Origin of the sequence: Bradyrhizobium sp. BEA-2-5, from assembly GCF_032918025.1 — a bacterium.
Lineage (GTDB): Bacteria > Pseudomonadota > Alphaproteobacteria > Rhizobiales > Xanthobacteraceae > Bradyrhizobium > Bradyrhizobium pachyrhizi.
Window position 1 is genome coordinate 2,206,655 of record NZ_CP136629.1, and the last position, 12,057, is coordinate 2,218,711.

General features: G+C 65.5%; 13 protein-coding genes. 11 read left to right on the forward strand and 2 right to left on the reverse strand.

Annotated features, from left to right (window positions below; translation table 11 throughout):
* The first annotated feature begins 169 nt into the window (after positions 1-169).
* The 8 genes from RX327_RS10285 to RX327_RS10320 all read left to right on the forward strand — a co-directional run bounded on the left by RX327_RS10285 (position 170) and on the right by RX327_RS10320 (position 7,821).
* A complete protein-coding gene (locus RX327_RS10285; protein ID WP_317250170.1) occupies positions 170-1,195 on the forward strand; it encodes a histone deacetylase family protein in 1,026 nt (341 codons plus the stop codon).
* Positions 1,196-1,432: 237 nt separating this feature from the next.
* A complete protein-coding gene (locus RX327_RS10290) occupies positions 1,433-2,362 on the forward strand; it encodes a Gfo/Idh/MocA family oxidoreductase (RefSeq protein WP_317250171.1) in 930 nt (309 codons plus the stop codon).
* Between the two features lie 2 nt (positions 2,363-2,364).
* Positions 2,365-3,435: an aldose epimerase family protein gene (locus RX327_RS10295; protein WP_317250172.1), complete on the forward strand. Its 1,071-nt coding sequence runs from the start codon at positions 2,365-2,367 to the stop codon at positions 3,433-3,435.
* Positions 3,436-3,470: 35 nt separating this feature from the next.
* Positions 3,471-4,349: an SMP-30/gluconolactonase/LRE family protein gene (locus RX327_RS10300; RefSeq protein ID WP_317251233.1), complete on the forward strand. Its 879-nt coding sequence runs from the start codon at positions 3,471-3,473 to the stop codon at positions 4,347-4,349.
* Between the two features lie 59 nt (positions 4,350-4,408).
* Complete coding sequence (locus tag RX327_RS10305) at positions 4,409-5,140, forward strand: TetR/AcrR family transcriptional regulator (RefSeq protein ID WP_317250173.1); 732 nt, start codon at positions 4,409-4,411, stop codon at positions 5,138-5,140.
* Positions 5,141-5,159: 19 nt separating this feature from the next.
* Entirely contained in the window at positions 5,160-6,029 is an 870-nt protein-coding gene (locus tag RX327_RS10310) for a hypothetical protein (RefSeq protein WP_317250174.1), read from the forward strand.
* Positions 6,030-6,034: 5 nt separating this feature from the next.
* Positions 6,035-7,042, forward strand: a complete 1,008-nt coding sequence (locus RX327_RS10315) for a DUF1932 domain-containing protein (RefSeq protein WP_317251234.1) — start codon at positions 6,035-6,037, stop codon at positions 7,040-7,042.
* The gene (locus RX327_RS10320) at positions 7,039-7,821 is read left to right on the forward strand and encodes an SDR family oxidoreductase (RefSeq protein ID WP_317250175.1); all 783 of its coding nucleotides are present in this window, start codon (positions 7,039-7,041) and stop codon (positions 7,819-7,821) included. The genes RX327_RS10315 and RX327_RS10320 overlap by 4 nt, the downstream gene beginning before the upstream one ends.
* 277 nt (positions 7,822-8,098) lie before the next feature.
* Here RX327_RS10320 and RX327_RS10325 read toward each other — a convergent pair whose 3' ends face one another.
* Positions 8,099-8,911: an enoyl-CoA hydratase gene (locus RX327_RS10325; RefSeq protein ID WP_317250176.1), complete on the reverse strand. Its 813-nt coding sequence runs from the start codon at positions 8,909-8,911 to the stop codon at positions 8,099-8,101.
* 391 nt (positions 8,912-9,302) lie between these two features.
* Here RX327_RS10325 and RX327_RS10330 point away from each other — a divergent pair, with 391 nt between their 5' ends.
* Entirely contained in the window at positions 9,303-9,956 is a 654-nt protein-coding gene (locus RX327_RS10330) for a PilZ domain-containing protein (RefSeq protein WP_317250177.1), read from the forward strand.
* Between the two features lie 21 nt (positions 9,957-9,977).
* Here RX327_RS10330 and RX327_RS10335 read toward each other — a convergent pair whose 3' ends face one another.
* On the reverse strand, positions 9,978-10,682 hold the full coding sequence (locus RX327_RS10335) for a hypothetical protein (protein ID WP_028333263.1): 705 nt from the start codon (positions 10,680-10,682) through the stop codon (positions 9,978-9,980).
* Positions 10,683-10,870: 188 nt separating this feature from the next.
* On the opposite strand from RX327_RS10335, the gene RX327_RS10340 reads away from it, so the two are divergent.
* Together RX327_RS10340 and RX327_RS10345 are read left to right on the forward strand one after the other, a co-directional pair.
* On the forward strand, positions 10,871-11,491 hold the full coding sequence (locus RX327_RS10340) for a class I SAM-dependent methyltransferase (protein ID WP_050387422.1): 621 nt from the start codon (positions 10,871-10,873) through the stop codon (positions 11,489-11,491).
* A gap of 21 nt (positions 11,492-11,512) precedes the next feature.
* The gene (locus tag RX327_RS10345; protein WP_317250178.1) at positions 11,513-11,923 is read left to right on the forward strand and encodes a DOPA 4,5-dioxygenase family protein; all 411 of its coding nucleotides are present in this window, start codon (positions 11,513-11,515) and stop codon (positions 11,921-11,923) included.
* The last annotated feature ends 134 nt before the right edge of the window (positions 11,924-12,057 follow it).

The window sequence follows — 12,057 nt, forward strand, 5'->3', positions numbered from 1 at the left end:
TCGCGTCCTGCGTCTTTCAATCATTGCGCTGCATGCGGGCATAGCATGAAATCGCGCTCGGTTTCAGATCGTCGCCGTCGCTGATAGTGTACAACGCGCAAGCCAAAGCTTGCGTGCGGCACATTGCCCTCGCTCTGTCCAGCTCAGCCGATCGAACAGGAGTGTCCCCGTGAAGGCCGTCTACAGTGATCTGCACCGCAGCCACGATCCGCAATTCTTCCTGGTTCGCGGTGTCGTCAAGCGCACCACCGAGCAGCCCGAGCGCGCAGACCGCCTGCTCAAGGGATTGAAGGACGGAAAGCATCAACTGGTCGAGCCGACCAGGTTCGGGCAGGGGCCGCGCGCGCGCATTCACAGTCCGGAATATCTGTCGTTCCTCAGCGAAGCCTGGGACGCCTGGACGGCGCTCGGCGATTCCGGCCCGGAGATGATCGGCAACATCCATCCGGTGCGCCATGCCGGCACGTACCCTGCTCATATCGTCGGCAAGCTCGGCTGGCACACCGCCGACACCGCGGCGCCGATCGGGCCGGGCACGTGGGCGGCCGCCTGTGCCGCGACCGATGTCGCAGTCACGGCGGCGCAGATGGTGATGGACGGCGAGGACGCGACCTACGCGCTGTGCCGTCCGCCCGGCCATCACGCCTATCGCGACATGGCCGGCGGCTTCTGCTTCCTCAACAACAGCGCGATTGCCGCCGCGCATCTTCGGCTCAAGCACGAGCGTGTCGTGATCCTCGACGTCGACGTCCATCACGGCAACGGCACGCAAGGCATCTTCTATGCCCGGCCCGACGTCTACACGATCTCGATCCATGCCGATCCGACCGCCTATTACCCCTTCGTGTGGGGCTATGCGCATGAGCGCGGCGAAGGCCCCGGTCTCGGCACCAATCTCAACATTCCCCTCGCCATCGGCACCGGTGACGACGACTACATGAAGGCGCTCGCAGCGGCGGAGAAGGCGATCCGCTCCTTTGCTCCGACCGCGCTCGTGGTCGCGCTCGGTCTCGACGCCTCCGAGAAGGACCCGCTTGCCGGTCTCGCCGTCACCACCGACGGCTTTCGTCGCATCGGCGAGGGGCTGGCCCGATTCGGACTGCCGACGGTGCTGGTGCAGGAGGGCGGCTATCTCTCCGACATCCTCGGCGCCAATCTGACGGCGGTGCTCGGCGGGTTTGAGGCCGCGCGCTAGCGCAATTCCGGGCGAGGCGGTGACCGGTCCGCGCGAAGAAAGCCCGTCAAGACCGGAATCTGGAGCATCGGCCTTGATTTGATCAAAGCCGATGCCCCGGCCGCGAGGTGCACACCAGAGCGTCGTGGACTTGCGCGTCCGCAACCAAAATCACATCATGCCGTTGGTATTCGGCGCTGGCTTATGATTCTGCCTGGCGGTTTCAGCCGGCAGGTCGACCGCAACGCGAGGACGGCCATGAGTGACCTGCTTCGCATCGCCATCGTCGGTTATGGCGAGATCGCGTGCCGGCAGCACGTGCCTGCGATCGCGAAGACGTCAGGCGTAGCTCTCGTTGCGGTGGTTGATCCCGTCAAAACCCCGCCCGGCCTGCCGCATTTCCGCGATTTGCAGGAGTTGTTGCGCGACGGGCCGGAGATCGATGCGGTCGCGCTGTGTACGCCACCGCAGGTGCGCCACGCGCAGGCCGACGCCGCGCTCGCGTCGGGCAAGCATGTGCTGATGGAGAAGCCGCCGGGCACGACGTTGAGCGAACTCACGCCGCTGATCGCGGCCGCGCAGGAGGCGGGTCGGACATTGTTTGCCACATGGCATTCACGCTATGCGGCCGCGGTCGGTCCTGCGCGGCAATTGCTCGCGAGACGCACCATCAACAAGGTGACCATCAGCTGGAAGGAAGACGTCCGCGTCTGGCATCCCGGCCAGGCCTGGATCTGGGAACCGGGCGGCCTCGGCGTGTTCGATCCCGGCATCAATGCGCTGTCGATCCTGACCGAGATCCTGCCGCGTGCGGTCTTCATCAGGAGTGCGGCATTGGACTTTCCATCCAATCGGGAGGCGCCGATTGCGGCAGAGATCGAACTCTCCGACGCGGGTGGCTTGCCAATTCACGCCGAATTCGATTTCCGCCAGACCGGATCGCCGAGCTGGGACATCCTGTGCGAGACCGAGGCCGGACCTGTGACGCTGTCGACAGGTGGAAGGCAGCTGCGCGATGGCGGCAGGCTGGTGGTCGATGCGCCAGATGAGGAATACCCCGCGCTCTACCGCCGTTTCGTCGCGTTGACCTCGGAAGGAAAATCCGATGTCGACCTCGCGCCCTTGCGGCTTGTCGCCGATAGCTTCATGCTCGGGCGACGGCGCCTCGTCGAGGCGTTCAAGGACTGACAATGATATCAGCCAGCATTGGTCGCGCCCCCTTCGGCAAATTGCACGACGGCACCGTGGTCGAGCGCGTGATCTTGCGCGGCGAATACGGTTTTGAGGCCGCCATCCTTCCGTTCGGCGCCACGCTGCAAGCGCTGCTTGCGCCGGATCGTGACGGGCATTGCGACGACATCGTGCTTGGCCACGATGAGCTCGACGGCTATCTCGCACAGCGCAAATTCTTCGGCGCGACGATCGGGCGCTATGCCAACCGGATAGCCGGCGCGCGTTTCGTGCTCGATGGCGAGACCGTGCAGCTTGACGCCAACAACGGTCCCAACGCGCTGCACGGCGGCCTGCAAGGCTTTGATCGCAAGCTGTGGCGGATCGTCGAACTATCGGATGATCCGGGACCGACGCTGGTGCTGGAGCGCGAGAGCCCGCATGGCGAGGAAGGCTATCCCGGCAATCTTCAGGCGCGGGTGACCTACAGCGTGCGCAACCCGATGGAGCTCTCGGTCACCTACGAGGCGACGACGGACCGGCCGACCATCGTCAACCTGACCAACCACAGCTTCTTCAATCTCGAGGGCGCGCGCTCGGGCATGCAGATCCTCGATCACCGCCTGACGATCGTCTCCGACCATTTCCTCGCGGTGGATGCCACGGCGATCCCGCTACCGGGCCCGCCGCGGCCGGTCGACGGCACGCCGTTCGACTTCCGCAAGCCCACGGCCATCGGCGCGTGGATCAGGATGCATGACGAGCAGCTCCAGCTTGGGCGCGGCTACGACCACAATTTCTGTCTGGCCAAGGGGACGGACCTTCGCCTGGCCGCGCGCCTCGAGGCGCCGCATAGCGGCCGCGTGATGGAACTGCTCACCGATCAGCCGGGATTGCAGTTCTATTCCGGCAATTTCCTCGACGGCTCGACCGCCGGCAAGGGCGATCGTCTTTACCGGCAATTCGACGCGCTCTGTCTCGAGCCGCATGCCTGGCCGGATACGCCGAACCGGCCCGACTTCCCGTCGGCGCGGCTCGATCCGGGGCAGCTCTATCGGCGCAGCATCGTCTACCGCTTCTCAACCGCGTGAGTGACGCAATGACCGACCGTGCCGCCGAGCCGCTGATGGAAGAGGTGCCGACATCGGTGCTGTCGGCGGAGCGTTGCCATCTCGGCGAAGGGCCGACCTATGACGCAACCACCGACACCGCCTGGTGGTTCGACATCCGCGAGCGCCGCCTGTTCGAGCATCGATTTGCAGGCGGCACCACTGTGATCCATGAATTGCCGAAAATGGCGAGTGCATTGGCGCGGATCGACGGCGAGCGGCAGCTGATCCTGACCGAAGATGGACTTTATGTCCGGCACGTTGCCGACGGCCGCCTGGAGCTGTTCGCCGCGCTGGAGGCCGACAATCCGCTGACGCGCTCCAACGATGCGCGCGTGCATCCGTCGGGCACGTTCTGGCTCGGCACCATGGGGCGCCATGCCGAGCAGGGTGCCGGCGCGATCTATGCGCTGCACCGGGGCCGCATCGTGCGGCTGTATCCCGGGATCACCATCCCGAATGCGATCTGCTTTTCGCCCGCGGGCGACATCGGCTATTTCGCCGATACCGCGACCAACGTACTGCATCGCGTGCCGCTCGATCCAGCAACAGGACTGCCGGTCGGCGAGCTCACCGAATTGATCAGGCATCAAGGTAGCGGCGGGCTCGACGGCGCGATCGTCGATGCCGACGGGCTGATCTGGAACGCGCGCTGGGGCGGTGGCTCCGTCGACGTTTACGATCCCGCCGGCCGGCATCTGCGTTCGCTGCGCGTACCGGCGAGGCAATCGAGCTGCCCGGCATTCGTCGGCCGCGACTTCTCGCGCGTGCTGGTCACCTCGGCCTGGCAGGACATGGATGAGGCGCAGCGTGCGGCCGATCCCGACCATGGCAGGACGTTCCTGCTCGACGCTGCCGCGCGCGGTCGTGCCGAGCCCGACGTCAAACTATCCTGACGGATGCGTGCAGCGCGGCGTTGTTGACGCGACCGGATTATTTGGACGATAGTACAAATATGGTCCGCAAACCTGCCAGGTCTGACGTGAAGGCCGCCGCTAGCACCCGCAAGCCGAACATGCGCGAGGCGATCCTCGCCGCGGCCGAGGAGCTGTTCGCCACCAACGGCTTCAATGCCGTGTCGGTGCGAGATATCGCGCATGCCGCCGGGGCCAATCCGGGGAGCGTGACATATCATTTCAGAACCAAGGACGGGTTGCTGCTGGAGATCTACCGGCGCCATTGCGGGCCGATGAACCTGCGCCGTTCCGAGCTGCTTGCCGCTGCCAGGCGTGTGCGCGATCTCCAGGACCGGCTGGAGGCGATCGTGCGCGCCTATGTGGTGCCGGCCTTCACCTCGGGCAGCGATCTCGCGGGCGGCGGGGCGCGCTTCACGCGGCTGCGCGCGGTGATGTCGGCGGAGGGCAACGAGGTCGCGCGAAAAATCATCGCGCAGACCTTCGACGACACCAGCCACGCCTTCATCGACGCGATCCACGAGAGCCTGCCGCATATTCCGCGTACGGACATCGTCTGGCGGAGCCACTTCCTGCTCGGTGCGCTCTATTATTCGCTGGTGACGCCGGAGCGCGTTTCGCGCTTGTCGCGCGGCGAGGCCGACGGCAGCGATGCCGGCCACGCCATCGAGGAGCTGGTGCGCGCCACCGTCGCCGCGTTGCAGGCCGCGCCGCTCGACGAAGGGGCGCCGCGCAAGATCCCGGCCGCGAATCCGGGGCGAGTGGTGACCTGAACGTCCGGAGCTTGTCGCGATGGAGAAACTTCGGCTACGCGCCGTGCTCGGCAATCATTCGCACATCCAGGCGGTGAAGAGCGGCGAGCTCCGCTCTGATCTGTTCGATCTCGACTTCATCACGTACACGCCGACCAACACGGCGTTCAAGCCGATGGTGCGCGAGCAGGCCTTCGACGTCTGCGAGATGGCGATCGTCACCTACCTGATGGCGAAGGCGCACGGCAAGCCGCTGGTGCTGCTGCCGGCGACCATGCTCGGACGCTTCCAGCATGGCCATGCGCTCTGTCGCGCCGACCGCGGTACGCTCGTGCCTGCCGATCTCGAAGGCAAACGGGTCGGCATCCGCTCGTTCACGACCACGACCGGGGCATGGATGCGCGGCATCCTTGCCAACGACCATGGCGTGAACCTCGACAGGATCAACTGGGTCACGTTCGAGGATCCGCATGTCGCGGAATATGTCGACAGCACCGAGCGTGCGCCAAAGGGCAAGACCATCGTCCAGATGCTGAGGGACGGCGAACTCGACGCCGTGCTCGGCGAGACCTCCAGCGATCCGGCATTCAAGCCATTGTTCGCCGATCCGGCCGCAGAGGCGGCGCGGTGGTATGCGCGGCACGGCGTGGTGCCGGTCAATCATCTGGTGGTGGTGACATCGCGGCTTGCGGCGTCGCGGCCGGACGTGGTGCTGAGCCTGTACGATCTCCTCAAGCGCGGCAAGGAAGAGGCCGGACCACCCGGCATGCCGGACCTGCTGCCGTTCGGCGTTGCGGCGAACCGCAAGCCGCTCGAGCTGATGATCGACTATTGCGCGCAGCAGGCGTTGATCCCCCGGCACGTCACGGTCGACGAGCTGTTCGACGACACAACACGGGACTTGAACTGATGACAATCTCCGGCGATCCGAGGCAATGGCAAATCGGCATGCTGGGCTATGGCGAGGTCGGCCGCATCCTTGCCGAGGATCTGCGCCAGCAGGGCGTGAGGGTTTCGGCCTACGACATCAAGCTTGACCGCGGGCAGGGCGCGGCGCTGCGCGCACACGCGGCCGAGATCGGCGTCGAGCTCGCACAATCCCATGCCGATCTCGCGGCGCGGGCCGATTTCATCATCTCGGCGGTGACGGCGAGCCAGGCGGTGCCGGTGGCCGCGGCCTGCGCGCCCGCAATCCGCAACGGCGCCTGGTTTCTCGATTTCAATTCGGCTTCTCCAGGCGCCAAGCAGCGCGCCGCCGCCCTGATCGACGGCGCTGCCGGGCGCTATGTCGAGGGCGCGGTGATGACCTCGGTGCCGCCCTATCGCATCAAGGTGCCGCTGCTGCTCGGCGGGCAAGGCGCGCGGGAGCTCGCGCCGCAGCTGTTCGCGCTCGGCTTTGCGGCGAAGGTCGCAAGTGACGAGCTTGGCGTCTCCTCGGCGGTCAAGATGTGCCGCTGCATCATGATCAAGGGGCTGGAGGCCATGGTGATCGAGAGCTTCACCACCGCACGCGCCTATGGCGTCGAGGATGCGGTGCTCGCCTCGCTCAAGGAAACCTTTCCGTCGATCGACTGGGAGAAGCAGGGCGCCTATTTCTTTCAGCGAGTGATCGAGCACGGCCGGCGGCGCGCCGAGGAGGTGCGCGAGGTGGCGGAGACCGTGCGCGAGGCCGGGCTGACGCCGTGGTCTGCCTCGGGCACCGCCGAGCGCCAGGGCTGGATCGCCGATCTTGCCGATGAGGGCGTGTTCGGAGCCAAGGGAACGCCGGACTTCGCCCGCAGCGCCGACTGGCGTACCGAGGCCGACCGGATTCTCGCGCGCATCAAGTCCCTGAGGTCTCGCCCGGAGAATCCGCCGCGTTCCCTGCCGACGCGCAATGCGCTATTGCTCCATGAACAGTTTGTTCTGGAGGCACTCCCATGAAGAATTCCGGCAAGGTCGTCGCCATCACCGGAGCGGCACGCGGCATCGGCAAGGCCTGCGCGGCGCGCTTCCTGTCCGACGGCGCCAGGGTCGTCATCTCGGATGTCGACGCTGCAGGGCTTGTCCACACCGCCCAGGACCTCGGACATATCGATCAGTTGCGGGCGGTCGAGGCCGACGTCAGCAAGCGCGCCGATGTCGATCGCATTGTCGCGACCGCCGTGAAGGAGTTCGGCCGGCTCGACATCATGGTCAACAATGCCGGCGTCGCCCGCAACCGGGACATCCTCGACATTACCGAAGAGGAGTTCGACGAGATCATCGGCATCAACTTGAAGGGCGCGTTCTTCGGCGTGCAGGCGGCGGCGAGGCAAATGATCGCGCAGGGCGGCGGCGGTGTCATCATCAACATGTCCTCGGTGAATGCGCTGCTCGCGATCCCGGCGCTGGCGACCTATGCAATGTCCAAGGGCGGCATGAAGCAGCTTACGTCGGTCGCGGCTGTCGCGCTCGCCCCGCACAACATTCGTGTGGTGGCGGTCGGCCCCGGCACGATCCTGACCGACATGGTGGCGACGGCGATCTTCTCCTCGGAGGACGCGCGGCGCAGCGTGCTGTCGCGGACGCCGGCCGGCCGCTGTGGCGAGCCGAGCGAGGTCGCCTCCGTCGTGGCATTCCTGGCCAGCGACGATGCCTCCTACATCACCGGCCAGACCATCTATCCCGACGGCGGGCGGTTGATCCTGAACTACACGGTGCCGGTCAGCGAGAAGAAGTAGCGGGCAGGTTCAATCGCGAGCAAACTGCCAAAATATCGAAAACAACCCCATGCAAAGTAGCCGCCGGCGGCCGGCGTTCGACCAGGCAGCCTGGCGCGTCGGGCAAATCGGCGGTATTATTCCGTTATACAGAAATATCACAGTAGCCATCCGGTGTCATCGCCTGCGCATGCGGGTAATCCGGTATTCCAGAGGCGAGTCGTGCTTGAGCCGATGGCCGCGGCGTTCAGGATCGCCCGGTTGAACCGGGCGATGACAGGTGAGGATGGGGACGCCGTTAGCGGCCCTTGAACTGCGGCTCGCGCTTTTCCATGAAGGCGCTGCGGCCTTCGCGGAAGTCCGCGCTATCCATGCATTCGATGCCGACCTGCTTGATCGCGGCCATGTCGCGGTCGGCTGGGTCCTTCAGCACTTGCGCGATGGTGATCTTGGCGGCCTTGATCGCGAGCGGGGCGTTGCCGGAAATGGTGCGCGCGATCTCCATGGTCGCGTCCCAGAGCTCGGCGTCCGGCAGCAGGCGCTCGACGAGACCGATGCGCAGCGCCTCGGCGGAATCGATCCGCATGCCCGTGTACATCAGAAGCCGCGCCCAGGCCGGGCCGACCAGCGACACCAGATGCCGCAAGCCGTCATAGCCGTAGGCGATGCCGAGCCTGGCTGCGGGAATGCCGAACTGGCTGCCGTGCGAGGCGAGGCGGATGTCGGCGAGCATCGCGACCTGCATGCCGCCGCCAAGGCAATAGCCGTCGATGCAGGCGATGGTCGGCTTGGGATAGTCGGCGAGCAGCGCACGCTGGGCAGCGCTGCGCCTGGCGTACTCCTCCGACGCCGCTGCATTGTGCCTGACCTTCTCGAACTGGCTGATGTCGGCGCCCGAGACGAACGCCTTGCCGCCGGCGCCGCGCAGGATCACGACGCGCACGGTGTCGTCGTCGCGCAAGGCCGCCAGCGCCTCGCCAAATCCCTCCCACATCTCCAGCGACATCGCATTGTGCTTGTCGGGATTGTTGAAGGTGACCACGCCGACACCGTCGACGACGTCTTGCAGGATCTTGCCGTCGGCAAGCGGTTTGTTTGACAGGTTTGGCATATGAGGGGGTCCGGTCTGATTTCGGCCAAGGCTAGCACCCGGCCGACAGCCGAGGCAGGCGGTTTGGAGCACGGCGCGATTGCATTACCGGACAGCAACTCTCCCGGTAGTTGTACGGTTCTCAAAATAAACCGCCGCGCAACGGTTGCGCCATAGAGTGCGCCGCCGGCGCTCCGCCCCGGTTTAACTTTTTCCTAGTTTTTCGACGGTATGGCTGTACGCCTGCGCGCCAGGACCATCGCGCCAAGACCATTCCGCCACGCGCTGGGATGCGTGCCGCAGCTCCCCGCTACCATCGCGTCGGTAGCAGACTTCCCCACCACCGGACCGGCAGTGAAGCCGGTCAATCCCGACCTCCGTACATTCACATCGCCTCGGGCGAGGTTCAGTCGTGTCCGTCGAAAAGTTTCTCAAGCAACGCGCGGTCAAGATCACCGTCAACGGCAGCTACACGTTGCCGAACTGGTACGATGCCCAGGGCAAGCTGCGCAGCTTTGCCTGCCGGACCAAGCGCGTCTCGCCCTTCCGCATGATCGTGGACGTGCCTGTCGTCGGCAAGGTCGGCGAGCGGCTGACTTCGTATTTCGAGGAGTTCGGCAAGTTCGACGGCTGCATCACCGACACGATGGGCGGCAGCTTCCTGCTCGAGCTCGAGATGACGCATGCCATGCGTGAGAAGTTCGCCGACAAGCTGACCTGGATCGAGAAGAAGCAAAAGGATCCGAGCATCCGCGAGGCGCGCAACAACCCGCGTTTCGCTCCCGTCGCGCCGCATGCCATGCTGACGCTGGCGGACGGCACCATGCAGAGCTGCTTTATCATCGATATGTCGCTGTCCGGCGCGGCCGTCTCCTCCGAGGCGCAGCCGCCGATCGGCATGCCGCTGGCGATCGGCGCCTGCGTCGGGCGAGTGGTCCGGCATCTGCCGAACGGCTTCGCCATCAAGTTCGTCGAGACCTACAAGCAGAGCGAGCTGGCCCGCCTGATCTCGCGCAAGTCCAAGGAATTGCAGCTGGCGTCCGCCGACGGGGACCCTGTCGCCTGACGGCCGGGCTCCGCCGGCTTCCTAGGTCAGCTGTTCCGGATCTTCGGCCGCGCGCATCCGCGAGATGGTGTCCTCGGTTGCATTCGGACCGGCCGCAGCGATCGCGATCTCCCGCGCCAAATTGGTGCATTCGGCCCACAGCAGGAAGAACACCAGCGGCGGCCGTTCGCGCGCTTCGAGCAGTTGCCGACAGCGCTCGGCCGCGCCGTCGATCGCCCACCACTGTTGGGCGACCACCATGACCCTGCGGAAGCTCCGCAATGTGCCGGAGAACTTTTGCGGATCGGCACCCACGAGGGCGCCGCAATGGTTCAGCCAGTTCAAGCCAGCGTAGATCGCGATCCCGTAGTCTTCGATCGCGGTGCCGGTGAAATCGACGACGGTCTTGTCGTGTGCGCGCTGGCGCAGGAAAGCATCGATCATCTCCGCCTGGCGGGCCGGATCGACCAGCAGCGAGATGTCCTGCCGAGGCACCATCGGGACATAGCGCATCGCTTCAAGCCGCGTGTGCTCCCAGATCGCACTGATGTCGCCGAGCAGATCGCCGGACTTGCGTTTGCAGGCCGGATAGACCAGCACGCCATTGTCGGCGAGATCGAGATAGCGCGGGACCACCTTGTCGAGCGCGGCGAGAAACGCCGCCGGATCGCTGAGGCCGCGCAAGTCGCTGGCGGCGTCCTCCGCTTGTGCAGGCTTGTTGACGCGTGTCCAGCCGAAGTTGGCCATCCCCCGGGCGCCCCGATCTCAACCTGTCGGTCAGGTTAGTCTGAAAATGCCGCAAATCAAATGCGGCATTTGCTGCTGCAAGGCTGGCGCGTCGGCTGCTGCGGGTTGACGCGGGAAACGTCCGCGCCTAGCTCATGGTTAATCGTGCGCAACGCGGGTTGCTGGCGCCGCTTTCGGGACCTATCGCCATGATTGCTTCTGATCGCCAATCGCATTGGCAGACCGTCTATCTGACCAAGCGCGAGCAGCAGGTGAGCTGGTCGCAGGCCGATCCGCAGCCCTCGCTGCGCCTGATCGAATCGGTTGCGCCCGGCCGCGACGCCTCGATCGTCGACATCGGCAGCGGAGCTTCGCGACTTGTCGATGCGCTGCTGGCGAGCGGCTTTCATGATGTGACCCTGCTCGATCTCTCCGAGGCGGCGCTGGCGAGCGCGCGGGAGCGGATCGGCGCAGCAGCTGACGCGGTGCGCTGGATCGTAGGTGACGCGACGGTCTGGCAGCCGGAGCAGGCCTTCGACATCTGGCACGATCGTGCGGCGTTCCACTTCCTGGTCGAGGAACCAGACCGCGCGGCCTATCTCGACCGGCTGCATCGCGGCGTCAAAGCAGATGGCCACGCCGTGATCGGCACCTTTGCGCTGGACGGCCCGGAGAAGTGCAGCGGCCTGCCGGTGCAGCGCTATGATCCCGTGACGCTCAGCAGGACCATTGGTCCGGCATTCGAGTTGATCGCGCATGAGGCGCACCGGCACGTCACGCCCTGGGGCGCGACGCAGTCGTTCCAGTTCAGTGTGCTGCGGCGCAAATGACCGGTCAGAAGGAGAGCTGAGATGACGGGCGCGCCACGGACGATCGGCGAGATCGCGAGCTATCACGCTCATGTCTATTACGACCCCGCGACCAGCCGGGATGAGGCGGAGCGGCTGCGCAACTGGATCGGCGAGCGCTTCCTGGTCACGCTCGGGCGCTGGCACGATGTCAAGGTCGGCCCGCACGATCAGACGATGTATCAGGTGGCGTTTGCGGCAGAACTGTTTCCGACGCTGGTGCCGTGGCTGATGCTGAACCATGGCAGCCTGAGCATCCTGGTCCATCCCAACACCACCAATCCGCGCCGCGACCACCACGACGATCCGCTCTGGATCGGCACGCCGTTGGCCGTTCACGCCGACAAGCTGCCCGAGGTGGCCGAGATGGAGCAGGCGCCCGCGCCGAACACGTCGCCGACGCTGCGTCCTTGAGCGTCGCGGCCGTTGCGTAAAGTTTGACGCAATTGCGCTGCTGCCAAGTCGTTTCAAACTCATCCCGTTTTGCAACGTGAGGTTAAGTCACCGTTCCTAGGCTACCCGATAAATTTCAGGGTCGGGGCGCATTG